The 24,705-nt window shown below is 72.3% G+C and carries 24 protein-coding genes; 8 read left to right on the top strand and 16 right to left on the bottom strand.

All coding sequences use genetic code 11. The annotated features are described in order from the left end of the window. Positions 1-177: 177 nt before the first annotated feature. The 3 genes from AC0680_RS37155 to ilvA form a co-directional block, all read right to left on the bottom strand. Complete coding sequence (locus AC0680_RS37155) at positions 178-1,056, bottom strand: ABC transporter permease (protein ID WP_478637462.1); 879 nt, start codon at positions 1,054-1,056, stop codon at positions 178-180. Next, on the bottom strand, positions 1,053-2,075 hold the full coding sequence (locus AC0680_RS37150; protein ID WP_478637461.1) for an ATP-binding cassette domain-containing protein: 1,023 nt from the start codon (positions 2,073-2,075) through the stop codon (positions 1,053-1,055). The genes AC0680_RS37155 and AC0680_RS37150 overlap by 4 nt, the downstream gene beginning before the upstream one ends. Positions 2,076-2,316: 241 nt before the next feature. After that, on the bottom strand, positions 2,317-3,591 hold the full coding sequence (ilvA, locus tag AC0680_RS37145) for a threonine ammonia-lyase (protein WP_478637460.1): 1,275 nt from the start codon (positions 3,589-3,591) through the stop codon (positions 2,317-2,319). Between the two features lie 163 nt (positions 3,592-3,754). Here ilvA and AC0680_RS37140 point away from each other — a divergent pair, with 163 nt between their 5' ends. After that, complete coding sequence (locus AC0680_RS37140) at positions 3,755-4,255, top strand: MarR family winged helix-turn-helix transcriptional regulator (RefSeq protein ID WP_478637459.1); 501 nt, start codon at positions 3,755-3,757, stop codon at positions 4,253-4,255. 184 nt (positions 4,256-4,439) lie between these two features. Here the strand turns inward: AC0680_RS37140 and AC0680_RS37135 are convergent, their stop codons facing one another. Next, positions 4,440-5,600 (bottom strand): cystathionine gamma-synthase, encoded by a 1,161-nt coding sequence (locus AC0680_RS37135; protein WP_384432528.1) that lies wholly within the window; start codon positions 5,598-5,600, stop codon positions 4,440-4,442. A gap of 151 nt (positions 5,601-5,751) precedes the next feature. On the opposite strand from AC0680_RS37135, the gene AC0680_RS37130 reads away from it, so the two are divergent. From AC0680_RS37130 to AC0680_RS37120, 3 genes are all read left to right on the top strand, one after another. After that, a complete protein-coding gene (locus tag AC0680_RS37130; protein WP_478637458.1) occupies positions 5,752-6,882 on the top strand; it encodes a hypothetical protein in 1,131 nt (376 codons plus the stop codon). 178 nt (positions 6,883-7,060) lie between these two features. After that, positions 7,061-7,729, top strand: coding sequence for a peptide-methionine (S)-S-oxide reductase MsrA (gene msrA / locus AC0680_RS37125; protein ID WP_478637457.1), 669 nt, complete (start codon positions 7,061-7,063; stop codon positions 7,727-7,729). A 51-nt stretch (positions 7,730-7,780) separates the two neighbouring features. Further along, positions 7,781-8,404: a hypothetical protein gene (locus AC0680_RS37120; protein WP_478637456.1), complete on the top strand. Its 624-nt coding sequence runs from the start codon at positions 7,781-7,783 to the stop codon at positions 8,402-8,404. A gap of 148 nt (positions 8,405-8,552) precedes the next feature. Here AC0680_RS37120 and AC0680_RS37115 read toward each other — a convergent pair whose 3' ends face one another. From AC0680_RS37115 to AC0680_RS37100, 4 genes are all read right to left on the bottom strand, one after another. After that, a complete protein-coding gene (locus AC0680_RS37115; RefSeq protein ID WP_478637455.1) occupies positions 8,553-8,963 on the bottom strand; it encodes a hypothetical protein in 411 nt (136 codons plus the stop codon). A gap of 95 nt (positions 8,964-9,058) precedes the next feature. Continuing rightward, the gene (locus AC0680_RS37110) at positions 9,059-9,463 is read right to left on the bottom strand and encodes a hypothetical protein (protein WP_478637454.1); all 405 of its coding nucleotides are present in this window, start codon (positions 9,461-9,463) and stop codon (positions 9,059-9,061) included. Next, the gene (locus tag AC0680_RS37105; protein ID WP_478637453.1) at positions 9,456-9,761 is read right to left on the bottom strand and encodes a hypothetical protein; all 306 of its coding nucleotides are present in this window, start codon (positions 9,759-9,761) and stop codon (positions 9,456-9,458) included. Before AC0680_RS37105 ends, AC0680_RS37110 begins: the two co-directional genes overlap by 8 nt. Positions 9,762-10,199: 438 nt before the next feature. Next, positions 10,200-10,778: a class I SAM-dependent methyltransferase gene (locus AC0680_RS37100; protein WP_478637452.1), complete on the bottom strand. Its 579-nt coding sequence runs from the start codon at positions 10,776-10,778 to the stop codon at positions 10,200-10,202. Between the two features lie 50 nt (positions 10,779-10,828). Between AC0680_RS37100 and AC0680_RS37095 the strand changes: the two genes are divergently transcribed. Next, positions 10,829-11,638, top strand: coding sequence for an AraC family transcriptional regulator (locus AC0680_RS37095; RefSeq protein WP_478637451.1), 810 nt, complete (start codon positions 10,829-10,831; stop codon positions 11,636-11,638). 318 nt (positions 11,639-11,956) lie between these two features. Here AC0680_RS37095 and AC0680_RS37090 read toward each other — a convergent pair whose 3' ends face one another. The 3 genes from AC0680_RS37090 to AC0680_RS37080 form a co-directional block, all read right to left on the bottom strand. Further along, on the bottom strand, positions 11,957-13,207 hold the full coding sequence (locus AC0680_RS37090) for a DUF2786 domain-containing protein (protein ID WP_478637464.1): 1,251 nt from the start codon (positions 13,205-13,207) through the stop codon (positions 11,957-11,959). 338 nt (positions 13,208-13,545) lie between these two features. Then, a complete protein-coding gene (locus AC0680_RS37085) occupies positions 13,546-14,811 on the bottom strand; it encodes a L,D-transpeptidase (RefSeq protein WP_478637450.1) in 1,266 nt (421 codons plus the stop codon). A gap of 326 nt (positions 14,812-15,137) precedes the next feature. Then, positions 15,138-15,476 carry a hypothetical protein gene (locus tag AC0680_RS37080; RefSeq protein WP_478637449.1) on the bottom strand — a complete coding sequence of 113 codons (339 nt, stop codon included), beginning with the start codon at positions 15,474-15,476 and terminating at the stop codon, positions 15,138-15,140. A gap of 109 nt (positions 15,477-15,585) precedes the next feature. On the opposite strand from AC0680_RS37080, the gene AC0680_RS37075 reads away from it, so the two are divergent. After that, positions 15,586-15,951 (top strand): hypothetical protein, encoded by a 366-nt coding sequence (locus tag AC0680_RS37075; protein WP_478637448.1) that lies wholly within the window; start codon positions 15,586-15,588, stop codon positions 15,949-15,951. A gap of 322 nt (positions 15,952-16,273) precedes the next feature. On the opposite strand, the gene hutH is transcribed toward AC0680_RS37075, so the two are convergent. From hutH to AC0680_RS37050, 5 genes are all read right to left on the bottom strand, one after another. Beyond that, a complete protein-coding gene (gene hutH / locus AC0680_RS37070) occupies positions 16,274-17,818 on the bottom strand; it encodes a histidine ammonia-lyase (RefSeq protein WP_478637447.1) in 1,545 nt (514 codons plus the stop codon). A gap of 111 nt (positions 17,819-17,929) precedes the next feature. Continuing rightward, complete coding sequence (locus tag AC0680_RS37065; protein WP_478637463.1) at positions 17,930-19,057, bottom strand: GGDEF domain-containing protein; 1,128 nt, start codon at positions 19,055-19,057, stop codon at positions 17,930-17,932. A gap of 290 nt (positions 19,058-19,347) precedes the next feature. After that, positions 19,348-20,142, bottom strand: coding sequence for an enoyl-CoA hydratase/isomerase family protein (locus AC0680_RS37060; protein ID WP_478637446.1), 795 nt, complete (start codon positions 20,140-20,142; stop codon positions 19,348-19,350). Positions 20,143-20,251: 109 nt separating this feature from the next. Next, positions 20,252-21,406, bottom strand: a complete 1,155-nt coding sequence (locus AC0680_RS37055) for an adenylate/guanylate cyclase domain-containing protein (RefSeq protein ID WP_478637445.1) — start codon at positions 21,404-21,406, stop codon at positions 20,252-20,254. A gap of 289 nt (positions 21,407-21,695) precedes the next feature. Continuing rightward, positions 21,696-22,586 (bottom strand): biotin--[acetyl-CoA-carboxylase] ligase, encoded by an 891-nt coding sequence (locus AC0680_RS37050; protein WP_478637444.1) that lies wholly within the window; start codon positions 22,584-22,586, stop codon positions 21,696-21,698. A gap of 131 nt (positions 22,587-22,717) precedes the next feature. Between AC0680_RS37050 and AC0680_RS37045 the strand changes: the two genes are divergently transcribed. Both AC0680_RS37045 and AC0680_RS37040 read left to right on the top strand, forming a co-directional pair. After that, the gene (locus AC0680_RS37045) at positions 22,718-24,307 is read left to right on the top strand and encodes an acyl-CoA carboxylase subunit beta (RefSeq protein WP_478637443.1); all 1,590 of its coding nucleotides are present in this window, start codon (positions 22,718-22,720) and stop codon (positions 24,305-24,307) included. Between the two features lie 14 nt (positions 24,308-24,321). Beyond that, complete coding sequence (locus tag AC0680_RS37040) at positions 24,322-24,537, top strand: acyl-CoA carboxylase epsilon subunit (protein ID WP_384492202.1); 216 nt, start codon at positions 24,322-24,324, stop codon at positions 24,535-24,537. The last annotated feature ends 168 nt before the right edge of the window (positions 24,538-24,705 follow it).

Raw genomic sequence — 24,705 nt, 5'->3', positions numbered from 1 at the left:
TAAAAGACCTACCCTTTCCCCCCCCCCACCCCCCCCCCCCCCCCCCCCCCCCCCCCCCCCCCCCCCCCCCCCCCCCCCCCCCGCCCCCCCCCCCCCCCCCCCCCCCCGCTTCGCCGTCTCTGCGCGCTGCGCCGCAGCCGCGCGCTCCCGCGCCACGTCGTGCGTGGCCCGGGCCCCTCAGGCCGTCGCCGACCGGTACTTGCGGACCGCCAGGGCCCGGAAGACCGCGATGATCAGGACGGACCAGATCACCGACGCCAGCACCGGATGCTCCATCGGCCAGGCGCCGGTCACCGACTTGGGCACCCCCGCGATGGTGTTGCCGAACAGCTCCCGGGCCGCGGCCACCGTCGCACTGAAGGGGTTCCACTCCGCGATGTGCTGCAGGAAGGTCGGCATGCCGTCGACCGGTACGAACGCGTTGGAGATGAAGGTCAGCGGGAAGAGCCAGATCAGCCCGCCGGACGTGGCCGCCTCGGGCGTGCGCACCGACAGGCCGATCAGCGCGCCGATCCAGGAGAAGGCGTAGCCGAGCAGGAGCAGCAGCGCGAAGCCGGCGAGCACCGCGGCGATGTTCTCGTGGGTGCGCCAGCCGATCAGCAGCGCGACCACCGCCAGCACCACCAGCGTCAGCGCGGTCTGCACCAGGTCGGCGAGGGTCCGGCCGGTGAGCACCGCGCCGCGGGACATCGGCAGCGAGCGGAACCTGTCGATGAGCCCCTTGTGCATGTCGTCGGCGATGCCCGCGCCGGCGCCCGCGGTGGCGAACGTGACGGTCTGCGCGAAGATCCCGGCCATCAGGAACTCGCGATAGGCCTGGGCGTCGCCGATCGGGGCGCCGGGGATGTTGATGGAGCCGCCGAAGACGTAGGTGAACAGCACCACGAACATGATCGGCTGGATCAGCCCGAAGATCACGACTTCGGGGATCCGCAGCATCCGGATCAGATTGCGCTTGGCGACCACCAGCGAGTCGCGTACGGACTGGCCGACGCCGCCGCGGGACTGCGGGGCGGGCGCATGGGAGCCACCGGCCGCTTCGGTCACTGTCGTCACTTCACACCCTCCTTCCGGCGCCCGGCCGGTGCGGCGTCGGCGCCGTCCGCCCCGGCCGGGGCGCCGCTGTCGTCCGTCGTCTCGGCGGCGTGCCCGGTCAGCGAGATGAACACGTCGTCCAGGGTGGGGCGGCGCAGCCCGATGTCGTCGATCTCCACGCCCCGCGCGTCCAGTTCGCGGATGACCTCGGCGAGGAGCTTGGCGCCGCCGGTCACCGGGATCGTGAGCTTGCGGATGTGCGGTTCGACCGTGCTCTCGCCCTTGGCGAAGCCGCGCAGGACCTCGTCGGCGACGGTGAGGTGCTCGGGGGCGTGCACGACGACCTCCACCCGCTCGCCGCCGGTGCGCGCCTTGAGCTGGTCGGCGGTGCCGCGGGCGATGACCTTGCCGTGGTCGACGACGCAGATGTCGTGCGCGAGGCGGTCGGCCTCCTCCAGGTACTGGGTGGTGAGCAGCAGCGTCGTACCGCCCGCGACCAGCTCCTGGATGACGTCCCACAGCGCCTGGCGGTTGCGCGGGTCCAGGCCGGTGGTCGGCTCGTCCATGAACATCACGGGCGGGCTGACGACCAGCGCGGCCGCGAGGTCGAGGCGACGGCGCATCCCGCCGGAGTAGGTCTTGGCGGTGCGCTCGGCGGCGTCGCCGAGGTGGAAGCGCTCCAGCAGCTCGGCGGCCCGGCGCTTGGCGTCGCGACCGCTCATCTGGTAGAGCTGACCGACCATCACCAGGTTCTCGCGACCGGTCAAGTACTCGTCCACGGCGGCGAATTGGCCCGAGAGGCCGATGGACCGGCGTACCTTGTCGGGGTGTGCGAGGACATCGATCCCGGCGACCTGCGCCCTGCCGCTGTCGGGGCGCAGAAGGGTCGTCAGGACCCGTACGGCGGTGGTCTTGCCGGCACCGTTCGGGCCGAGCATTCCGAGGACGGTTCCTTCGGGAACGTCGAGGTCGACGCCGTCCAGTGCCCTCACGTCGCCGAAGGTCTTCACCAGACCTTCGGCGTAAATGGCGCCTGGCATAGGGGTACCCCCATAGCTTGGGTCAGTTCCAGGTGGAAATGTTACGTTCGGCGGCCTAAAGGCGCCCTGTACCAATGCGTGCGCAACGGAACGCCTCGGCTCACCGGCATCCCGCAGCCGCGATGCTACTCCCCGACGCGATACATCGCGATACAATTTTCGAAGCCGTACGAACCCCGCTCCCGGCCCCCGCGGGCCGCCGCGCAGCCCCTCGCGGGTCACCGCCCGGCGCCGCCGCCGGTCACTCCGCCACGGCGTAGCCCGCCTCGCTCAGCGCCGCGCGCACCGCGGCGCAGTGCGCCGGTCCCTTGGTCTCCAGATGCAGCTCCACCTCGACCTCGGTCAGCCCGAGCCGCGGATCGGTGCGCACATGACCGATGTCCAGGACGTTCGCGTCGACCACCGTCAGCACCCCGAGCATCGTCTCCAGCGCCCCCGGCCGGTCCGTCAGCCGCAGCCGCAGCGAGAGGTAGCGGCCGCCGGCCGCCATGCCGAAGCGCAGGATGCGCTGCATCAGCAGCGGGTCGACGTTCCCGCCGGACAGCACCGCCACCACCGGCCCCTCGAAGGCCTTCGGGTCGGCGAGCAGCGCCGCCACCGGGCTCGCCCCGGCCGGCTCCACCACCAGCTTCGCCCGCTCCAGGCACAGCAGCAGCGCGCTGGAGAGTTCGTCCTCGGAGACCGTACGGACCTCGTCCACCAGGTCCCGGACGATCTCGAAGGTCACCTCGCCGGGCCGCCCGACCTTGATGCCGTCCGCCATCGTCGACAGCCCCTCGACCGCCACCGGACGCCCCGCCGCCAGCGACGGCGGATAGCAGGCCGCCCCGGCCGCCTGCACCCCGATGACCTTCACATCCGGCCGCAGCGCCTTGACCGCGAGCGCGATACCCGCCGCGAGCCCGCCGCCGCCGACCCCCACGACGATGCTGCGCACCTCCGGGCACTGCTCGAGGATCTCCAGGCCCACCGTGCCCTGCCCGGCGATGACGTCGCGGTGGTCGAAGGGGTGGATGAAGACCGCGCCGGTCCGTCGCGCGTACTCCTCGGCGGCGGCCAGCGTCTCGTCCACCACCTGGCCCTCCAGCCGCACCTCGGCGCCGTACTCGCGGGTCGCGGCGACCTTCGGCAGCGGCGCGCCGACCGGCATGAACACCGTCGAGCGCACCCCGAGCAGGGACGCCGCGAGCGCCACGCCCTGTGCGTGGTTGCCGGCGCTCGCGGCCACCACACCGGCCGCCCGCTCCTGCGCGCTGAGCCCGGCGATCCGCACATAGGCGCCGCGGATCTTGAACGAGCCGGTGCGCTGGAGGTTCTCGCACTTGAGGTGCACGGGCGCGCCGACCAGCCCGGACAGATAGCGGCTGCCCTCCATCGCGGTGGCCCGGGAGACCCCCGAGAGGATCTTGTGCGCCTCGCGTACGTCATCGACCGTGATCGGACCACCGGCGAGCCCGGAGAGCGAGGGCGCGGATTCGGAGGGGTGGTGCGGCGTACGCGGCGAAGGAGCGGCCATGCCGCCAGTCTCGCAGTTCGCCCGGCGCCCGGCCGGTCCGTCCAAAGGGCGGGCAGGGGTTACAGGGCGTTATCAAAATGGGCAGCACAGGTACGCTCCGCGCCGGGTCCGCGTACGCTGTCCTCCCACCCATACGCATATCCATCGAAGCGAGCTCCCGGCCATGCCCACCTCTTCGGACATGACGACCCACACCGATCCCGCTCTCCTCGACGCGCTGCAGCACCAAGTGGCCGTCTTCGCCCGCCGCGCGGAACAGAGCCGGCTCGGCGGCGTCGGACAGGCGCGCAACTCCATGGACCGCGCCGCGTACCTGCTGCTCAACCGCCTCGACCAGGAAGGCCCGATGGGCGTCAAGGCCCTGGCCGCCGGCATGGGCATCGACTCCTCGACGGTCACCCGGCAGGTCGCCCCGCTGGTCGACTCCGGGCTGGTCAGCCGCGCCACCCACCCCGAGGACGGCCGGGCGGTGGTGCTCCAGCTCTCCGAGCGCGGGCACGCCCGGCTCGACGAGGTGCGGGCCTCGCGCCGGGCCCTGATGGCACTGGTGACGGAGGGCTGGTCCGAGGAGGAGCGCGAGGCCTTCACCACGCTCCTGACCCGCTTCAACGCCTCCCTCTCCGACATCACCGCGTCCCTGACGCCGGCGGGCCCGGCCTCCTGACGCCGAGGGGCACAACGCCCCGCGCACCGCGACCGGTCCGCCCGGCGACCGGTCCGCCCGGCTCGTGACCGCCGCAGCCGTGGACCGGCCCTGACCGTCACCGCCGCCGTCCGTCACCACCCCCGCGCACAGGGGCGGTGACGGACCGGCGCGGCGGCCGGCCCGTCGGCCCGGTGCCGGGTGATCAGCCCAGCGCCTGCGCCAGATCGGCCAGCAGGTCGTCGGCGGACTCGATGCCGACCGAGAGGCGTACGAGGTCGCCGGGGACCTCCAGCGCGGAACCGGCCGTCGAGGCGTGGGTCATCCGCCCCGGGTGCTCGATGAGCGACTCGACACCGCCCAGCGACTCCCCGAGGATGAACAGCCCGGCGCGGTTGCAGACCTCCACCGCCGCCTGCTCGCCGCCCGCGACCTGGAACGACACCATGCCGCCGAAGGAGCGCATCTGCTTGGCGGCGATCTCGTGGCCGGGGTGCTCGGACAGCCCCGGGTAGAAGACCCGGGTCACCTTCTTGTGCGCGACCAGCATCTCGGCGATCCGCGCCGCGTTGGCGCTGTGCCGGTCCATCCGTACGGCCAGCGTCTTGATGCCGCGCATCACCAGCCAGGCGTCGAACGGGCCGGCGACCGCGCCCATCGCGTTCTGGTGGTAGGCCAGTTCCTCGCCGAGGGTGTCGTCGTTGACGACCAGGGCGCCGCCGACCACGTCCGAGTGGCCGCCCATGTACTTGGTGGTGGAGTAGACCACCACGTCGGCACCCAGGGCGAGCGGCTGCTGCAGGTAGGGGCTGGCGAAGGTGTTGTCGACGACGAGCCTGGCGCCCGCGTCCCGCGCGATGCCGGCCAGCGCCGCGATGTCGCTGATGCCGAGCAGCGGGTTGCTGGGCGTCTCCACCCAGATCGCCTTCGTACGGGGCCGCAGCGCCGCGCGGACGGCCTGCGGGTCGGAGGTGTCGGCCACCGACCACTCCACGCCCCACCGCTCGACGACCTTCGCGAAGAGACGGAACGTTCCACCGTAGGCGTCGTTGGGGATGACGACGTGGTCACCGGGGCTCAGCAGGGTCCGCAGCAGGCAGTCCTCGGCGGCGAGGCCGGAGGCGAAGGCGAGGCCGCGGCGGCCGCCGTCCAGGGCGGCGAGGTTCTCCTCCAGGGCGGTACGGGTCGGGTTGGCGCTGCGGCTGTACTCGTAGCCGCCGCGGAGCCCGCCCACCCCGTCCTGCTTGTACGTGGACACCTGGTAGATGGGCGGTACCACCGCACCGGTGGCCTCGTCTGGCTCCTGACCCGCATGGATGGCAAGGGTCTCGAAATGCTGGTGGCGCTGGTCGCGCTGATCGCTCATGCCTGCCGAGGGTAGTCGGCTCCGGCCTTCCCGGAACTTTCTGGTTCGCTGGATAGTGGATACATACAAGGGCACCGCACCCGGGTTCCCGCCGCGCCACCCCCGCACCACCACGGCCCCGCCGCACCGCTACAGGTACAGGACACCTCACATGGACGCTCTGCTGGTTCTCCTCGCCGCGCTCGCGCTCGGCGGCTTCGTCTTCCTGCCCTGGATGCGCCGCCGGCGGGCCGCCGCCCACACCCAGCGGGGCCTGGTGGTGGCCGCCGACCCGATGGCGGGCTACGGCTTCGTACCACTGGAGGAGCTGGACGTACGGCTGCCGGGCCCCGACGAGGAGCTGGACGCCGCGCTGGCCGAGATGCGCCGGACGCACGACTGGCGCCCGGCGGCCGAGCTGCTGAAGTCCACCGGCGACGACTGGGAGCGCCGCTGGCAGCGGGTGCAGACGCTGGCCGGCGCGGCCGCGTTCGAGCTGGCCGAGGGCGGGGCGGAGGCCGACGGCGGGGGCCGGACCGGCGGCATCTGGCTGCGGACCTGGCGCTCGGAGGCGCCCAAGGACCCCGGCGGCGCCCAGACGCACGCCCAGTTCCTGGTCGTCCAGGCGCTGCGCGACCCGGGCTCGCAGGACTTCCGGATGATCCTGGAGGAGGCCCGCACGGTCTGCCGGGAGGCGGCCCTGCTGGCCCCCGGCAGCCCGATCCCGTACATCACGGAACTGGCCGTCGCCCGCGGTCTGGGCGACCGCCCCGCCGACTACGAGGAGCTCTGGTCCAAGGTCGCCCAGCGCGCCCCGCAGCACATGGGCGCCCACCTCGCCGCCCTTCCCTACTGGTCGCAGAAGTGGCACGGCTCCCGCAAGGAGGCCGAGGCCTTCGCCGAGCGCGCGGCGTCCGCCGCCCCCGCCGGGACCCTGCTCCCGGCGCTCCCCCTCTTCGCGGTCTACGAGCACCTCCCCGAGGCCAACATGGTCCGCAGCCTCTACCAGAGCGCGGTCGTCGAGCGCGCCATCGAGGGCGCCCACTTCGCCCTCCGCGAGGCCCCCGCCGACCACCCCATGGCCCCGCACGTCCGCCATCTGCTGGTGTGGTTCCTGGTCCGCGCCGAGCGCTACGCCGAGGCCATGGAGCAGCTCCGCCTGGTCGACGGACACGTCGGCGCCGTCCCCTGGTCCTACGGCCACAGCCCGGCCGCCGAATACGCCGCCTACCGCGCCCTGGCCATCGCCGGCTGGGAACAGCTCGGCGGAACGTCGGCGGGCTTCCCACCGGCGGGCAACTAGGGCACGTCGACGCGCCGGGCCGACGGAATGCCGTACCGCTCCCGGACGTTGCCGTCAGTGGACACTCAGCACATCCCGCTCACCACATCTCCTCCCGCCCACTGCCGTCCACTCCCACCCGCCGCCGCCCACTCCCGCCCGGTCCCCCGCTCTCCCTCCCCACCAGGAGCCTGATCCCATGCTGTTCTCCCGCTTCAAGACGCACCTGCCCACCCCCGAGGAAGCCCTTGAGGGCCGCCCCGAGCGGGCCTTCGCCGTCCCCGACCGGCACACCGTCCTCGGCAACCCGCTGCTCGGCCCGTATCCGGACGGCATGGAGATCGCCGACTTCGGCCTGGGCTGCTTCTGGGGCGCCGAGCGGAAGTTCTGGCAGACCGACGGCGTATGGACCACCCTCGTCGGCTATCAGGGCGGGCACACCCCGAACCCCACCTACGAAGAGGTCTGCAGCGGCCACACCGGGCACACCGAGGCCGTCCGCGTCGTCTTCGACCCGGCGGTCGTCCCGTACACCGCCCTGCTCAAGCTCTTCTGGGAGTCCCACGACCCCACCCAGGGCTTCCGCCAGGGCAACGACGCGGGCACCCAGTACCGCTCCGCGATCTACACCCACTCCCCCGCCCAGCAGCAGGCCGCCGAGTCCTCCCGCGACGCCTACCGCACCGTCCTGCGCACCTCCGGCTACTCCGACATCACCACCGAAATCCTCCCCGCCGACACGACCCGCCCGTTCTATCCGGCGGAGGGGTACCACCAGCAGTACCTCGACAAGAACCCCTCGGGGTACTGCGGGATCGGGGGAACGGGCGTGAGCTGCCCGGTAGGCGTTGCCCCTGCTGAGGGCTGACGACTTCGAGTGGGCTTCAGAACCCACGCGCGCAGGGTGCGCGACGCGCGGTTGCCCCTTGCCCGACGGCACTCAGCACTGAGGTGCGCCGTCGGGCACTACTGCCCGCTCGGCTTCCACGCGACCTGGGCCTACCTCGCCGCGACGGCATGTCCCTCTCCCGACCTGCGCAAGGATCCTGCGGCGCTGCTGCGCGCGCTGAGCGCACTGGAGGCCAGCCGAGCAGCCAGGCTCAACGAACTTGAGGCGTTCGCGGCCCGCCGTCACGCGGAGAAGGCGGCCGGCCGGCGAACCCCGCAGCCCACCGACACCGCTCATCTGCGTCGACCTCGCTGGCCCGGTGAAACGGCGCCCTCCCGCCTGGGACTCGTCGCAGCCGTGGCGAACCGCCACTCCGCCTTCCGGCGCTCGGCCCACCCCGATGCGACGCTCTCCAGCGACACCCAGGCACGACTAATCGCCGACCTGCACGCCCGTCTCGACGCCTGCGCCGCCGCGTACCTCACGAGCCTCGGCCGCCTGAACGGCCCGGCACAAGACGAACTGACCGACACCATCCACGGCATCAGCCGCCTGACCCGCCCCGGCTACGCACCGCTGAACACCTACCTCCTCAGCTGGCTGCGCTTCGCGAACCTCCTCGCGTATGCCACAGCTGCACACCTCTGCCATTGAACCCCCGCACCAGCAGCAGCTTTCGGCACCAAGCCCGAACGGGCACTGCGGGTGGGACTGGCGCCAGCTGTCCTGGGAGTCGGCACCGGGAAGAAACCGCGTCGGCTGGCCCGGGAACGCCTGGACTTCCTACCGCTGCGGCCGGCCCCTACTCGGAGACGGCCTCGGAGGACCGCGCGCCGAGTGCCCCGATCGAGTTCTCCTCGTGATTTTCAAGGTGCTGGCGAGGATCAACAGCGAGTTTGCTCCGGGAAGGCGACGTCTGCTCTCGCGACTCGTCCTCGCCCTTGCCGACCTGCCTGCGCTTCCTCGCGGAAATGATCACGGATGCCCCTGCAGCCGCGGCACCGAGAGCGGTCACGGCGGCAATTGCCAGCGGTTTGTTAAAGCTCACCGTCATGCGCTTTGCGACCTCTTGGCCGATCGAAGACCCAGGAACTTCTTTCAAGTGCTTTACGATGTTTCCCAGGCGGTCACGAATCACGCTCCCGTACCGCATGAGGTCCCCGCTGTTCAGGCCCGCCTCAATGTCTGGCGGCACGTCAAGCTCGATGATCAATGCCCTACCTCGCTGCGGTTAGTGATGCTCCGATTGACTTACCCCCAAGGGTTGCCTCGCACCAATTCGCATACCCTTCCCGGCTCTTCCCGGTGTTAACCTTTCAGCTTGATGCCCCACTCCATCGCTTCGTTCTCCGTTTGAATGATCACCTGAGTCAATTCATCCTTGCGGGTGGCTCCGATATTCGGGTCAGCCAGTGCGGCTTTCGCCACTTCCAAACGCGCCCGGGCCCTTTTTCTCTTCGTTGCGCGATCGAGCGTGATCAACACCCACTCGAAAATCGCGGACAAAATAACGGCAAAAAGCGGGCAGAGGTAAAGGAAGGCCTTGCCGGCGAGCGTCTCGCCGTCTTTCGCGTCAATGAGAGCGGCCAAGCCGACTCCGGCTCCAGCGCCCGCCAGTGATGCCTTGAGCGAGTCCGAATTGAAGGCAGTGGGAGCGGAGGAAGAAAACACGCCGCCGGGCCTTTGTTGCGGAATAGGCACGTCCTCAGGCACCCCTATCCGTCTTGGAGTCGTTCAGAATCCCCAAGACGCGATCGACGTCCTTATCATTCGCGGGGTCCAGAAGGATGGGCTCCTCGCGGCGCTTGCGCTTATCTTCGGAGTCACCAGTAATGACCGCACCGATGCGGCCGCTTGCCGAAATGGAGGTCCGCCCGTCGACCAGTTGAATGGTCACGCTATCGGCTTGCTTGCCTGCGCGTAGCTTTCGGAGCGTTTCAAAAACGATAGGAATGAATCCCCCTACCGCCCCCACTACCCCAAAGAGCGCAGTGAGCACTTCTGAATCCATCTTCCACCCCTTCCCCCACACACTAAGGGCGCTGCAGCCAGATACTAGCGGTCATGAGAGGCGCAGGGGGACAGCTGGCGAAATTGGTTGAGTGTTGTGGGTGGAACCTGCATCCGCACGAAGGGAAAGACTCCGGGGTCGGCGCGTTTTCGATCAGTCGGCGCGAGTGGCAGCAGAGACCATCTGATCGCCGCGCGCCGAGTGCCTGCGGCGAGTTGGTAGAACTGTTGAGGCAACACAGCACAAATCCTCGACGGCACGGCGCCTGATGAAGACATCGCCCGGCTTCCGTGGCCGGGACAGTCCGATCTGCTGATCAGCATCGTCCGTGTCGTGCCGCCGTTCGACGCCCTGTAGCCGCCACCAGCGACCGCCTCGGGTGCCGGTTGGAGCGGGGGCTGCTGTCGTGAGTGGCGGCCCCGGGGCGGCGGGTGGGTGTCACGGGCGGACCGCGCGGAAGCGGAAGTGGTCCTTGGTGACGTCGACGGCGATTCCGGGGTCGGTGAAGCCCGCCGCGCGCAGCCGGGCGGGGAGGGTCTGGGGCGGCACGGGGACGTAGGTGTCGCGCAGGTGGACGAGGCGGAAGCCGCGGCTCGCGCGGCCGTCGCAGCCCGCGAAGACGCCGCCGGGGCGCAGCACCCGCAGTGCCTCGGCGAAGAGTTGGTCCTGCTGCCGCGGCGTGGGCACATGGTGCAGCATCGTGAAGCAGACGACGGTGTCGAAGGCGGCGTCCGGCAGCGGCATCTCGGTGCCGTCGCCGTGGACGACCGCGATCCGGTCGCCGTACTGCGCGCGCAGCCGCTCCGCCGCGTCCCGGTCGACTTCCAGGACGCTCAGCCGGCCGCCGGACCGGCGCTCCAGCACTCGCGTCGTGGCGCCGTATCCGGGCCCGATCTCCAAGGTGTCGGCGCCCAGTTGCACCTCGTCGAGGGCCCAGGGCAGCAGGTCCTTCTCCACCGCGCGGGCCCATATCCGGGAGCTGCACAGCCACTGGTGATATCGGTTCATGGAAGGCATGCGCCGAGGGTAGGGAGCGGCGCCAGCCGACCACCACGCGACAGGGGGACATGTTGTATCGCAGGACGGACAGCGGTGCGCAGCCGGACGGGCACGAGGGGCCGGCCGGGCAGGTGGCGCCGACGGGGCCGCCGGCCGGCGCGGCCGTCGTCGTGGGGAGCTTCGCGATGGACGGCGGGCAGTGGTTCGAGCGCCATCGCCACGAGCACCACCAACTCGCCTGGGCGGGAAGGGGGGTGCTGGCCGTGCGGGCCGTCGGCAGCACATGGGTGCTGCCGACGTCGATGGCGCTGTGGATCCCGGCGGGCACCCACCACTCCACCGGCGCCGCCGGTCCGGCGCTCTTCCGCAGCCTGTACTTCCTGCCCGGGCGCTGCCCGGTCGACTGGTCGGCGCCCACCGTCGTCGGCGTCTCACCGCTGCTGCGCGAGCTGATCCGCTATCTGGCGGACGACACCCTGACCGCGGCCGCCCGCGAACGGGCCGAGGCCGTCGTCCTGGACCAGCTGCGTCCGGTGTCGGTGGCGACGGTGCAGGCCCCGATGCCCCGCGACCCGCGGGCGCGCCGGGTCGCTGAGGCGCTGCGCGCCGATCCGGCGGACGGGCGGACCCTGGCGGAGTGGGGCGCCCGGGTGGGCGCGAGCGGCCGGACGCTGGCCCGTGCGTTCGTGGCCGACACCGGTATGCCGTACGGACAGTGGCGCACCCGGGTCCGGTTGCAGGCCGCGATGCCGCTGCTGGCCGGCGGTGCGACCGTCGCGGCCGTGGCGGCGCGGGTGGGCTACGCCTCCCCGAGCGCGTTCGTCGCGGCCTTCCGGCGTGCGGTGGGGGTGCCGCCGGGGGTGTACTTCGCGCCGTAGGCGCCTGCCGGGGGGCGGTGCCGGCTAACCGGTCTGCCGACCTGCATGCCGGGCGGTGCCAGCCTGCCGACCTGCCTGCCGGGCGGTGCCGGCCGAACGGCCTGCCGGGCGAACGACCTGCCGGGCGAACGACCTGCCGACCTGCCGACCTGCCGACCTGCCGACCGACGATCTACCGACCGGCCGCGGGGCCTACGAGGCGGCCGCGAGAGCGGAGACCGGGTTCCGGTCAGCCGTCGTCGGCGGAGCCGGAACACGGGAGTTCGCAGGTGCGGGAGGCGCAGGTGCGGGAGTGCGCAGGTGCGGGAGTGCGCGGGTTCAGCCCTCGCCGAGGCGGGCGCGGTCCGCGGCGGCTCTGCCCTGGTGCCAGCCGGCCGCGTCGTTCACGCCGCGCAGGCGGACCGGGGCGGTGTCCGGGAAGAGGGCGCCGGTGGTCTCCTCGACGGCGAGTTCGCGGGCGGCGAGGACCGGAAGGAGGTCCGGCGCCGCTGGGGCGGACTCGGCGGTGGCGGCGGCCGTGGCGGCGGCGGTGGCCGCCGTCAGCCGGTCGCGGATGCGGTCGGCGTACGCCACGAGGAAGGTCTGGCGGAAGTCCCGGGTGCGGCGGGAGCGGCCGCCGGCGACGGGGGTGCCGCCCCGCTCCCTCAGCGCGCGGCCGTGGTCGTCGCCCGCGCGGTTCATGGCAGTGGTGGCCTGCAGGAGGAGGGAGGTGTAGAGCATCTCGGTCGCCTCCAGGTCGGGCGGGAAGCCGACGACGGTGGAGAAGCCGACGTCGGCGGCCCAGACGGCCTGGCAGCGGTTGGCGGTCGCGACGGCGTCCAGCAGCAGCGCCTTGGCCTGTTCGTACGGCCCCTCGATGCCGATGCGGACCGCCGACGGGCCGCCGGTCGGGCCGCCCGGCGAGCCGTCCGCGGTGTCGAGCAGCGCCTCGTCGATGCTGTGCCGGGCCATCAGCTCCTGCGCCTTGGCGGACAGCGCCTCCGCCTCCTGCGGGTAGTTCGTCGCCTCGGCCTTGGCGAGCAGGCCGCGGATGCGCCCGAGGGCGCGCGATGCGGCGTCCCCGGCGCGGCGCCCCGCCGCGGCCCCCGTCCCGGTCTCCGGCGGGGTCGGCAGCGGGGTGATGCGGGGCAGCCGGGCGAGGACGCGCAGCGCCGCCAGCACGTCGTAGGCGGTCTCGAAGCGGGAGGTGCGGCGACGCGCGGCGACCGCGTCGAGGTAGCCGCGGTCGGACTCCCACCACACCTCGGCGCCCAGCCGCCGCAGCTGCTCGGACCAGCGCGTGCCGGGCCGGGGGCGGGTCGCGGCGGGCCGGGCGTGCTCCGCGGCGACGGCGTCGACGACCAGCGCCACCAGCGTCGCGTCGGGCGCCGCACGCCGGACGATCCGCTCCAGGTCGGCGGGGTGCCAGCCGCCCGCCCAGCACTGCCGCACCCCCGCCACCGCGGCGTCGACCACCGCCGCGCTCACCGCCTCCCAGCCGGGCTCGGCGGCGGCCAGCATCGAGGCACCCGCCTCTATGGCGTCCTCGGCCCGGGCTCCGTCGGGTGCGTAACGGACGCTGCCGAGCACCTTCGCGACCAGCTCGTCGGCCGCCGACGGCCGGGCCCCGCCGCGCCCTTTTCCTCCGCGCTCGCTCACCCGGTCACTCTACGGCCGCTCGTGTCACGGCCCGCCGGGCGGCCTCGCGGCGCCGGGCACGGCGCTGTCCTCGGCCGCCTCCCGCAGGCCGTCGACGACGACGCCCGGCGCGCCGTGTGTACGGCACCGCCGGGCGTCGGTCAGGTCGTACGGCGGTCAGGTCCTGCGTCGGTCAGGTCCTGCGTCGGTCAGGTCGTACGGCGGTCAGGTCGTACGGCGCTGCGCGATCACCCGCGCCGCACGGACCACTGCGGGGCACTGCCCTCGGATCACGCCAGGGCGCTGCCCGCGACCCACTGCGACCAGTCCATGTTCCAGCCGTTGAGGCCGTTGTCGGGCTTGACGGTGCGGTCCGGGGAGTTGACCACCTTCACCACGTCGCCGGTCTGCGAGTGGTTGAAGAACCAGGCGCCGTCCGTCTTGGGGTCGTCGGCGCCCTTGACGTCCTTCAGGCCGATGCAGCCGTGGCTGGTGTTGGCGGTGCCGAAGATGCCCTTGCCCCAGTAGTTGCCGTGGATGAAGGTGCCGGAGGCCGACAGGCGCATGGCGTGCGGCACGTCGGGGATGTCGTACTCGCCCTTGCCGTTCTTCTTCTTGAAGCCGACCGTCGAGCCGTCCATCCGGGTCTGCTTGAACCGCTCGGAGATGACCATGTCGCCGTTGTAGGTCGGGTTCTCCTTGCCGCCGGCCGAGATCGGGATCGTCTTGACGACCCGGCCGTCGCGCACGACGGTCATCTGGTGAGTCTTGGTGTCGACGGTGCTGACCTGCGAGTGGCCGACATGGAAGCTGACGGTCTTGCTCTGGATGCCCCTGACGCCCGGCGAGGCCTCGACGCCGCTCAGGCCGAGCTCCATGGTGACCTCGGAGTTCGCCTGCCAGTACTCCTGGGGGCGGAAGTCCAGCCGGGTGTCGCTGAACCAGTGGCCGACGACGCGCTGGTTGCTGCTCGCCGAGACGTTGATCACGGACTCCACGGCGGCCTTGTTCTTGATCGGCTTGTCGAAGTTGATCGAGACCGGCATGCCGACGCCGACGGTCGAGCCGTCCTCGGGCGTGAAGTTCCCGATGAAGCTGCTGGCCGGCGTCAGCGTGGTGAAGCTTGAGTTCTCCACCGCCTTACGGCCCTGGGAGTCCACCGCACGCGCGGTGACCTTGTACTTCGTCGAGCGGTTGAGCGGCTGGTCTGGCTGCCAGGAGGTGCCGTCGGCCGACATCGTGCCCTTGACCGTCCGCCCGGACTCGACGGAGGTCATCGTGACGTCGGTGAGCCGTCCGCCACTGACCGTGACCTTGGCGGGCTTGCTGAGGCTCGCGTGGGTGTCGCCGTTCTTCGGCGAGATGGTGATCTCAGCGGCGGAGACGTCCTTCGCGGCCGCCTCGTCGACCTGCTGGGCGCTCTCGTGACGGGTGGCTTCGGCGCCGACACCGCCTCCGTCAGCCGCGCTGCTGGCGCCACACGCCGTCAGCGTGAGTACGCCCCCGAGCAGCGCGGCGCTGGCTATGAGGCTATTGCGGCGCTTGCTGTCCGTCATCACACGCATCTCCATTGCTACCGAATTCGCATACTTTCCCCGAGCTGACTGCCTACTGAGCGCAGGCATATCTGGACGCCGACATTCCGGCCGACGCCATTTGAACGCCTTTTCCGTTTCGCCCGTTCCATTCGCCCGAAAAGTGTGGGGTAGGCCACTACGTGGACCCCCTCCGGCGGACCGGGAGCCTCCGGCCGGTCACGCAGGGTGCAAGGCCCCAGGCACCGGGCCGCCACCGGCGACCCGCTCCACGCAGTCGGCCCCCGTGCGGGCGGGACGCCGCGCGGGGGCCGTGGCCGGTGGGGGTGCGGGAGCGGCGCCCGGTGTCAGCCCTCCCCGTCCGCATCGTCCGCCAGGTCCCACTCCGCCGCGTCCCACTCGGCTTCGGGGTCGTAGTCGGTCAGCTCCTCGCTGCTCCAGGAGGCCTGGGCGAGCTCCGCGCCCGGCACCGCGGTGACGAGGTCGAAGGGGTCGACCAGATGGGCCAGCGCCTCCGCCGGGTCCTCCTTGACGGTCTCCTGGGACTGCCTGCGCTCCTCGTCCGGCAGCGACGTGTCGCCGTCGATGCGCTCCAGGGCGGCGCCGGTCAGCTGCCCGGCGTCGGTGACCTCCATGATCAGTTCGACATGAAGGCGCACAAAACGTGATGTCTCACCATTGCTCATAGCACGGAGGTTAGGCATGGACGGGTCCCGACTTCCCCGCGACCCGCGGCGGTCACTAACATCTGCGCTCAACGGCCAATTCGCCGAACCCACAAGGGGGATCGCTTTCGTGACCGCACGACGACCACTGCTGACCGCCGCCGCCGCGGGATCGGTACTGTTCGCCTTGTGGTTCGTACCGTCCGCCAACGCGATCGTGGGCACTGACGGAGCGACAGAATCCGGTCTGCGGACGGCCTCCGCGCCGGCCGAACCGGGGCTGGCGGACCAGCCGGGCCCGGCGGGCGGGCCGGACCGGGCGAGCCGCACGGGGAGCGATGCCAAGGCCCCCGGGCCCGCCGCCCCCCAGCACTTCCTCGCCGACACCGGCAGCCCGGACACCACCCCGTACGTGATCGGCGGCGCCGGCTTCCTCGCGCTCGGCGCCGCGCTGGTCGCCTACTCCGTACGCCGCACCCCCGACGAAACGGCCTGACCGCCCACGCGCACGGGCAAGGCCCCGGGCGCGGTCCCGGGGCCTTAGGGGTGAGGGGAACAGATCCCGTAGGGGTTGCGAGCGCCCCCTGCGGGGCCACAACGCGGCGGTTTCGGAGGGTATTCCGGCGGCGATTCGCAGGGTATTCCGGCGGCGAGAGGCGCGCCCCGGCCGCCTAGTCTCAGCAGCCCCGGTCGACCCAGCCGACCCGACCCGGTCGACTCGGCCGCCCCGGTCGCCTCAACAGACCGGTCGCCGCAGACGCCTCAGCAAACCCAGGTGACCCAGCCGCCCCGGTCGCCTCGGCCGCCCCGGTCCCGCCCTACGCCAGCTCCCCGGTGACCGACTCCGCGGCCGTCACCAGCTTCCCGGCCCGTACGAACGCGTAGGCGGCCTCCAGGTCCGGCGCGAGGAAGCGGTCCTCGCCCGGCCCCTGGATGCCCGCGGCACGCACCGCGTCCAGCACGGCGCGGGTGGCGGGCGCCGGCGTCAGCCCCTCGCGCATCTCGACGGCTCGGGTCGCCGCGTACAGCTCGACGGCGACGATCCGGGTCAGGTTGTCGACGGCCGTGCGCAGCTTGCGCGCCGCGGACCAGCCCATCGAGACGTGGTCCTCCTGCATGGCGGAGGACGGGATGGAGTCCACAGAAGCGGGCGCGGCCAGCCGCTTCAACTCGCTGACCAGCGCTGCCTGGGTGTACTGGGCGATCATCAGGCCGGAGTCGACGCCCGGGTCGCCGGCCAGGAAGGCGGGCAGGCCGTGCGAGCGGTTCTTGTCCAGCAGCCGGTCGGTGCGGCGCTCGGCGATCGAGCCGAGGTCGGCGGCGGCGATGGCCAGGAAGTCCAGCACGTAGGCGACCGGCGCGCCGTGGAAGTTGCCGTTGGACTCCACCCGGCCGTCGGGAAGCACCACCGGGTTGTCGACCGCCGACGCCAGCTCGCGGTCGGCGACCAGGCGGGCGTGGTCCAGGGTGTCCCGCCCGGCACCGGCGACCTGCGGGGCGCAGCGGATGGAGTAGGCGTCCTGGACGCGCGGGGCGCCGTCCTGGTGGTGCCCGGTGAAGCCCGAACCGGCCAGCACCTTCAGCATGTTGGCGGCCGAGGCGGCCTGCCCGGGGTGCGGGCGGATGGCGTGCAACTCGGGCGCGAGGACCTTGTCCGTGCCGAGCAGCGCCTCCAGGGAGAGGGCCGCGGTGATGTCCGCGGAGGTGAAGAGCCGCGCGAGGTCGGCGCAGGCCATCACGAGCATGCCGAGCATGCCGTCGGTGCCGTTGAGGAGGGCCAGGCCCTCCTTCTCGCGCAGTTCGACGGGCGCGATGCCGTGCGCGGCCAGCAGTTCCCCGGCCGGGCGTACCACGCCGTCGGGGCCCTCCGCCTCGCCCTCGCCCATCAGCGTCAGCGCGCAGTGCGAGAGCGGTGCGAGGTCGCCGGAGCAGCCGAGGGAGCCGTACTCGTGGACGACGGGAGTGATGCCGGCGTTGAGTATCGCGGCCATGGTCTCGACGACCAGCGGGCGGACGCCGGTGTGCCCGGAGGCGAGGGTCTTCAGCCGCAGGAACATCAGCGCGCGGACCACCTCGCGCTCGACCCGCGGGCCCATGCCGGCCGCGTGCGAGCGCACGATGTTGCGCTGGAGCTGGGCCCGCAGCTCGGGGCTGATGTGGCGTACGGCCAGGGCGCCGAAGCCGGTGGAGACGCCGTAGACGGGGTCGGGCTTGGCGGCGAGTTCGTCGATGAAGGCGCGGGAGGCGGCGACGGCCGCGAGGGCCTCCTCGGACAGCTCGATCCGGGCCGCGCCGCGGGCCACCGCGATGACGTCCTGTGCGGTCGTGCCGGACGTCCCCAGCACCACAGTGTGCATATCCATATTCAGGCACCCTAGAGACTGAATCGCCGGATGTCACCACCGGATTTCGGGATCACCCCTTACCGGGGGTGACCGCGAGCGGCCGGCGGCGCCTCCCAAAGATCTGCCGCCTCACCTCCTGAAGCGCCGGCGCTCCGGCCCCGGCCGCCGGTCGGGGGCGTCGGCGAGCCGTACGACCGGGTCGTCCCGGCCGCCGTGCCGGCCGGCGACCACCGGCTCGCCCGAGCCCGCCGCCTTGGCCTTGTACTGCGCGGCGTCCGCGAGCCGGAAGAGGCGGCGACCGCTGCGCACCGGGCCGATCGGGTCACCGGTCGAGGCGACCCCCACCGCGACGCCCTCACCCAGGTCCAGCTCGCCGGCCCGCCGGCACAGCTCGGCGGCCACCTTGACCACCTCGTCGGCCGGCGGGCCCACCGCGAGCAGGCAGAACTCGTCGCCGCCGAGCCGGGCGGCGAGCGTGCCGGGCAGCATCGCGCCGCACAACGAGAGCACCGACCCGAACCGCTCCAGCAGCCGGTCGCCCACCGCGTGGCCGCGCGAGTCGTTCACCCGCTTGAGCCCGTTGAGATCGCACACCACCAGGCTGACCACCGCGCCCTCCGCGCGGTGCAGCTCCAGCGCCTCGTCCAGCCGCATGTCGACCGCCCGGCGGTTGGCGAGGCCGGTCAGCGCGTCGGTGAAGGCCAGCCGGCGGGCCTCCGCAAGCCGCTCGGTCTGGGCGATCCCGGCGGCCGTCACGGCGGCCAGCACGCTGGCGAAGTCGGCGTCCGCCCGGCCGAAGACGGGCTCCTCGGTGCGCCGGGCGACGTACAGCTCGCCCCACGCCCGGCCGTGCAGCACGATCGGGGCGACCACGCAGCATCCCCGGCCGCGGCGGCGCAGGGCGGCCACCCGCTGGTGGTTGTAGGGGCCGTCCCGATCGCCCTCCGGCCCGCCGGGTCCGGGGCTCCCCGGAGGAGGGTCCGCCTCGGCCGTCTCCACCCAGGCGCTGGGCTCGCCGCCGCCGGCCCACTGCTCGTGCAGAAAGCCGACGATCTCCGGGAACTCGTGCACCGGGTAGCTCTCGTCCTCCGGGAACTCCTCCTCGCCCTCGGCGAGTTCGCCGACGTTGACCAGTACCCGCAGCTTGCCCAGCTCGCGCTCCCACTTCGAGATCGCCGCGAAGGAGCCGCCCAGGGCCAGGCGCACACCCTGGGCCGCGGCGTGCGCCGATTCGCGTGGGGTGTGCGCGGCCGCCATCGCCTGCGCCAGCTCCACCACTGCCCGCAGCCTCGCATCGCCCTCGCCCGTCACCGGATCCTCACATTCCGTCACCGTGAGCACGCTCTGTATTACAGCGTAGGAATGTTTAGCCCCTTTCGCCCCTTTGAGTGCGGGAATGACACCTGGGCGTTATCCGCGTCGTGGCTGGTGGGAGCCGAAACGGGGGCGAGAGGGGGATCGGTTACGGTGTGTCACCGGCGACGGGCCGCCCGTGGCGGCCCGGCTCACGCGCAGCGCCTCACTGACCGGGCCGCTGCGCCCGGGCCTCACTCACCGGGCCACTGCGGGTCCCGCTTCTCGTTGAAGGCCGCCACGCCCTCCGCGCGGTCCCCGGAGAAGGCCACGCTGCGCCAGGCACCGTCCTCCAGGTCCAGGCCGGTGCGCAGGTCCAGGCCGTGCCCCAGGCGCAGCGCACGCTTGGCGGCGCGCAGCCCGACCGGCGAGTTGCGGGCGATCCCCGCGGCCAGCGCCAGCGCATCGGCCCGGTCCTGACCGTCCGCCACCAGCTGGTCGACCAGCCCCAGCTCCGCCGCCTCGGCCGCCGGCACCCGCCGGGCGGTGAAGATCAGTTCGGCCGCCCGCGCGGCACCCACCCGGCGGGGCAGGAGCTGGGTGCCGCCCCCGCCGGGGATGACGCCCACCGACACCTCCGGCAGGCCGACCACCGCGGTGCCGTCCGCGACGATCAGGTCGCAGGCCAGCGCCAGCTCGAAGCCGCCGCCGAGCGCGAAGCCGTGCACCGCGGCGATGGTGGGCACCGGCAGCTCCAGTACGCCCGTGTACGCGGCGCGGGTGTGCGGGCGCTGGCGCATCAGGTCCGCGTCCGTGAAGGAGTTGCGCTCCTTGAGGTCGGCGCCGACGCAGAACGCCCGCTCGTGGGTGGAGGTGAGCACCACCGCCCGTACGGAGCGGTCCGCGGCCAGCTCGGCGCAGGCCTGTGACAGGCCGTCGGCCATCGCCGTGGAGACCGCGTTCATGGCTTTGGGGCGGTCCATGACCAGTTCCGCCACGTGGCCATGGCGCTCGATGCCGACCCACTCGTCCGCGCCGAACCGCTGCATGGAACCCTCCCGTGTTAACGAACGTTGACCTGCTCGACTGGGGGGATCATGCCAGGCGGGGGCCCGGCGGGACAGGGGGTCGGGGCGCCCGTCGCGCCACCGGGGCCGGTCAGCCGCGCCGGGTCAGCAGCCACGGCTCCACGACGCCCAGGCCGCGCACCGGCCGCTGCCACATCGGCTGCAGCGCGAAGCGGTAGGACGGCGGCGCTTCGCCGGTGCCCTCCTCGGCCGCCTTCTCCGCGGCCGCGGCGTCCGCCTCGGAGACCGGCGCGTCACCGATCCGGCCCAGCTCCTCCGCGAAGGCCTCGTCCACCAGGACGGTGTCCTTCGGGGCTATCGAGGTGAGCCGGCTGGCCAGATTGACGGTCGTGCCGAAGACGTCGCCCATCCGGGTCGTGACCGTGCCGAAGGCGATGCCGACCCGCAGCTCCGGCATCGTCTCGTCGTGGCTCATCGTCTCGATCAGCCGCAGGCCGATCTCGGCGGCGATACCGGCGTCGTCGGCAGAGAAGAGCACCTCGTCGCCGAGGGTCTTGATGAGCCGGCCGCCGTGCGCGGCCACCAGGTCCGAACAGGTGGTCTCGAACGCCTCCACCAGCTCGCCCAGCTCCTCCTCCTCCAGACGGCGGGTCAGGCGGGTGAAGCCCACCAGGTCCGCGAACCCGACGGCGAGCCGGCGGTCGACCATCTCCACGTCGTCCTGGGCCCGTACGACCCGGCCGGTGGCCGCGGCGAGCTGCCGCCGCCAGACGTAGACCAGGAACTCCTCCAGCTCGGGCAGGAGCAGCTCCACCAGCGGATAGGTGATCTCCGTACGGGTCAGGCCGGAGTCCTGGGGCTCGGTGAGGCCCTCCAGGAAGGAGTCGATCTGCCAGTCGGCGAGGCGGGCGGTGGTCTGGCCCGTGGAACGGGCGACCTGGACGGCCATCGCCTCGCTCAGCAGGCCGGCCTCGACCAGGCCGGCGAGGCGGCGCAGGGCGAGCACGTCGGCCTCGGTCAGGGCCTTGACCTGGCCGATGTCGGCGAAGCCCATGGCCCGCCAGAAGCGGGCCGCCAGGTCCATGGAGACACCGGCGCTGCGGGCCGCCTGGAACGGCGTGTAGCGGCGGTCGGCGCCGAGGATGAGTTGTTCCAGGCGCAGGGCGATGCTGTTCTCGTCGCCCTCGTCGACGGCCCCCGGCGGGTCGCCCGCCGGCACGTCGCGTACGGCATCGTCCTCGGTGTCCGTGTCGCGCGGGGCGGCGCCCGAGTCGTCGGCGGTCACCGGCCGCTCCCTGTCCGATCCCTGCGCACTGCCCTTCCGATCACTGCTCGCCGGTGGTCCGCTCCCTGGCGGACCGCCTCAACGATACGGCACGGGTGTGCCGTGGCTCACAGGTGCGGGTGCGTCGGGGCGGGCCGGGGCGGAGCCGGGGTGGTTGCGGTTCGTGCGGGGGCGCCGTGGCACTGGCCCCGGGTGCGGGTGCGTCGGGGCGGGCCGGGGCGGAGCCGTGGGTGGTTGCCGTTTGTGCGGGGGCTGCCCGGGGCGGCGGCGTGGCTCCTCCCCGGTGCGGCTACTGCGGCTGTCCGTTGCCGTCCCCTCCGGCCGGGCGCAGGTGGATGATGTCGCCCGCGCCCACCGGCTGCTGTACGCCGTCCGCCGTGGCCAGGACCAGGCGCCCGTCGCCGTCGATGGCGACCGCCTCGCCGACGATGTCGGTGCCGCCGGGGAGTTCGGCCCGCACCGTGCGGCCCAGCGTGGCGCAGCCGGCCGCGTAGGCCTCCTGGAGCCGGCTGGCGGCGGGGTCGCCGTCGGCGGTCTGCCACTCGCCGTACCAGTGGTCCAGGGAGCGCAGTACGGCGCGCAGCAGCGGGTCGCGGTCGGTGGTGCGGGCGCCGGCCAGTGCCAGGGAGCCGGCGCCGGGAACGGGCAGTTCGTCGGCGGTGAGGGTGACGTTGAGGCCGATGCCGACGACGACGCCGTCCGCGGCCCGCTCGGCGAGGATGCCGCCGGCCTTGCGCTCGGCACCGTCGACCGTGACCAGGAGGTCGTTGGGCCACTTGAGTGCGGTGTCGACGCCGGCCGTACGCGACAGCGCGGTGGCGGTGGCCACTCCGGCCAGCAACGGGAGCCAGCCCCAGCGCTCGACGGGCACACGGGGGGTGAGGTAGACGGAGAAGAACAGGCCGGAGCGCGGGGGCGCCGACCAGGTGCGGTCGAGGCGGCCGCGTCCCGCGGACTGCTCCTCGGCCACCAGCACGGCGCCCTCGGCCACGCCCTCGGCCGCGCGCCCGGCCAGGTCGGTGTTGGTGGAGCCGGTGGCGGGGACGACGTCGAGGGAGGTCCACAGGGCGCCGGGGCGCACGAGGGCACGACGCAGCGCGTGGGCGTTCAGCGGGGGACGGCCCAGATCGCTCCAGCGGCCGGCGTCTTTGTCCCGGTTTCCCGGTGGTTGAGGCGTCATGGCACCAGCCTAGGTGTGGTCAACGACGCAGTGCCGCTGAGCAGCCCCGCCGATACGCTACGAGTCGGTAGCCATACACGTACCACCCTCAGTACGAGCACCAGTCCAGGACGAGCAGGAGCCGCATCCCGATGTCCGAACCGGAAGCAAACATCCACACCACCGCGGGCAAACTGGCGGATCTGCAACGGCGGGTCGACGAAGCCACGCACGCCGGCTCCGCCCGTGCGGTGGAAAAGCAGCACGCCAAGGGGAAGCTGACGGCGCGTGAGCGCATCGATCTGCTGCTGGACGAGGGCTCGTTCGTCGAGCTGGACGAGTTCGCGCGGCATCGGTCGACCAACTTCGGGCTGGAGAAGAACCGCCCGTACGGCGACGGTGTGGTGACCGGCTACGGCACGGTCGACGGCCGCCCGGTGGCCGTCTTCTCCCAGGACTTCACGGTCTTCGGCGGGGCGCTCGGCGGAGTCTTCGGCGAGAAGATCGTCAAGGTGATGGACTTCGCGCTCAAGACCGGCTGCCCGGTCATCGGCATCAACGACTCCGGCGGCGCGCGCATCCAGGAGGGCGTGGTCTCGCTGGGCATGTACGGCGAGATCTTCCGCCGCAACACGCACGCGTCGGGCGTCATTCCGCAGATCTCGCTGATCGTCGGTCCCTGCGCGGGCGGCGCGGTCTACTCCCCCGCCATCACCGACTTCACGGTCATGGTCGACCAGACCTCGCACATGTTCATCACCGGCCCGGACGTCATCAAGACGGTCACCGGCGAGGACGTGGGCTTCGAGGAGCTGGGCGGCGCGCGCACGCACAACACCACCTCCGGTGTGGCGCACCACATGGCGGGCGACGAGAAGGACGCCATCGACTACGTCAAGGGCCTGCTGTCCTACCTGCCGTCCAACAACCTCTCCGAGCCGCCGGTCTTCCCCGAGGAGGCGGACCTGACGACCTCGGACTACGACCGCGAGCTGGACGTCCTGGTCCCGGACTCGGCGAACCAGCCGTACGACATGGTCACGGCGGTCGAGCACGTCCTGGACGACGGCGAGTTCATGGAGACCCAGGCGCTGTTCGCGCCGAACATCGTCACCGGCTTCGGACGGGTCGAGGGCCATTCGGTCGGCGTGGTCGCCAACCAGCCGATGCAGTTCGCGGGCATCTTGGACATCAAGGCCTCGGAGAAGGCCGCACGGTTCGTGCGCACCTGCGACGCCTACAACATCCCAGTGCTGACGTTCGTGGACGTGCCGGGCTTCCTGCCGGGGACGGACCAGGAGTACGACGGGATCATCCGGCGCGGCGCCAAGCTGATCTACGCGTACGCCGAGGCGACGGTCCCGCTGATCACGGTCATCACCCGCAAGGCGTTCGGCGGCGCGTACGACGTCATGGGCTCCAAGCACCTGGGTGCCGACCTGAACCTGGCCTGGCCGACCGCGCAGATCGCGGTGATGGGCGCGCAGGGCGCGGTCAACATCCTGCACCGCCGCACCCTGGCCGCCATCGAGGACCCCGCCGCGCAGGACGCCAGGCGCCAGGAGCTGATCCAGGAGTACGAGGACACCCTGCTCAACCCGTACGTGGCGGCCGAGCGCGGCTACGTCGACGCGGTGATCGAGCCGTCCGAGACGCGCCGGCACATCGTGCGCGGGCTGCGCGCGCTGCGCAACAAGCGCGAGGCGCTGCCGCCGAAGAAGCACGGCAACATCCCGCTGTAGGAGGGTGGTCGCAGATGATCAAGGTCGTACGGGGCAACCCGACACCTGAGGAGCTGGCCGCCGCACTGGCGGTGGTGCAGGCCCGTGCCGCGGCGGCCGCCGCCGGCGCGGCGCCCGAGGGCGGCGCCGGCGGCAGCGAGTGGTCCGATCCGGCGTCCACGATCCCGGCGCGCGCCCGGGTGCCGCACCCCGGGCCGCGGGCGTGGCGGACGAGTTTCTGGCCGCGTTAGCCCGGCCGGGGCAGGAGCCGTTGCCGGTTGCCGTTCACGTTGCGGTTGCGGTGATCGTTCGTCGAGTCGAGAACGGACGAGTTTCTGGCCGCGTTAGCCCGGCCGGGGCAGGAGCCGTTGCCGGTTGCCGTTCACGTTGCGGTTGCGGTGATCGTTCGTCGAGTCGAG

Source organism: Streptomyces sp. NPDC043738, from assembly GCF_056436545.1.
This window is presented reverse-complemented; position numbering and strand designations above follow the sequence as displayed.

What these genes read in the sequence shown, in the direction of transcription:
- AC0680_RS37150 (WP_478637461.1), bottom strand. Translation starts at nt 2,075, where the DNA reads ATGCCAGGCGCCATTTACGCCGAAGGTCTGGTGAAGACCTTCGGCGAC.
- ilvA (WP_478637460.1), bottom strand. Translation starts at nt 3,591, where the DNA reads ATGGCCGCTCCTTCGCCGCGTACGCCGCACCACCCCTCCGAATCCGCG.
- AC0680_RS37140 (WP_478637459.1), top strand. Translation starts at nt 3,755, where the DNA reads ATGCCCACCTCTTCGGACATGACGACCCACACCGATCCCGCTCTCCTC.
- AC0680_RS37135 (WP_384432528.1), bottom strand. Translation starts at nt 5,600, where the DNA reads ATGAGCGATCAGCGCGACCAGCGCCACCAGCATTTCGAGACCCTTGCC.
- AC0680_RS37130 (WP_478637458.1), top strand. Translation starts at nt 5,752, where the DNA reads ATGGACGCTCTGCTGGTTCTCCTCGCCGCGCTCGCGCTCGGCGGCTTC.
- msrA (WP_478637457.1), top strand. Translation starts at nt 7,061, where the DNA reads ATGCTGTTCTCCCGCTTCAAGACGCACCTGCCCACCCCCGAGGAAGCC.
- AC0680_RS37105 (WP_478637453.1), bottom strand. Translation starts at nt 9,761, where the DNA reads ATGGATTCAGAAGTGCTCACTGCGCTCTTTGGGGTAGTGGGGGCGGTA.
- AC0680_RS37100 (WP_478637452.1), bottom strand. Translation starts at nt 10,778, where the DNA reads ATGCCTTCCATGAACCGATATCACCAGTGGCTGTGCAGCTCCCGGATA.
- AC0680_RS37095 (WP_478637451.1), top strand. Translation starts at nt 10,829, where the DNA reads ATGTTGTATCGCAGGACGGACAGCGGTGCGCAGCCGGACGGGCACGAG.
- AC0680_RS37085 (WP_478637450.1), bottom strand. Translation starts at nt 14,811, where the DNA reads ATGACGGACAGCAAGCGCCGCAATAGCCTCATAGCCAGCGCCGCGCTG.
- AC0680_RS37080 (WP_478637449.1), bottom strand. Translation starts at nt 15,476, where the DNA reads ATGAGCAATGGTGAGACATCACGTTTTGTGCGCCTTCATGTCGAACTG.
- hutH (WP_478637447.1), bottom strand. Translation starts at nt 17,818, where the DNA reads ATGGATATGCACACTGTGGTGCTGGGGACGTCCGGCACGACCGCACAG.
- AC0680_RS37065 (WP_478637463.1), bottom strand. Translation starts at nt 19,057, where the DNA reads ATGGCGGCCGCGCACACCCCACGCGAATCGGCGCACGCCGCGGCCCAG.
- AC0680_RS37060 (WP_478637446.1), bottom strand. Translation starts at nt 20,142, where the DNA reads ATGCAGCGGTTCGGCGCGGACGAGTGGGTCGGCATCGAGCGCCATGGC.
- AC0680_RS37050 (WP_478637444.1), bottom strand. Translation starts at nt 22,586, where the DNA reads ATGACGCCTCAACCACCGGGAAACCGGGACAAAGACGCCGGCCGCTGG.
- AC0680_RS37045 (WP_478637443.1), top strand. Translation starts at nt 22,718, where the DNA reads ATGTCCGAACCGGAAGCAAACATCCACACCACCGCGGGCAAACTGGCG.
- AC0680_RS37040 (WP_384492202.1), top strand. Translation starts at nt 24,322, where the DNA reads ATGATCAAGGTCGTACGGGGCAACCCGACACCTGAGGAGCTGGCCGCC.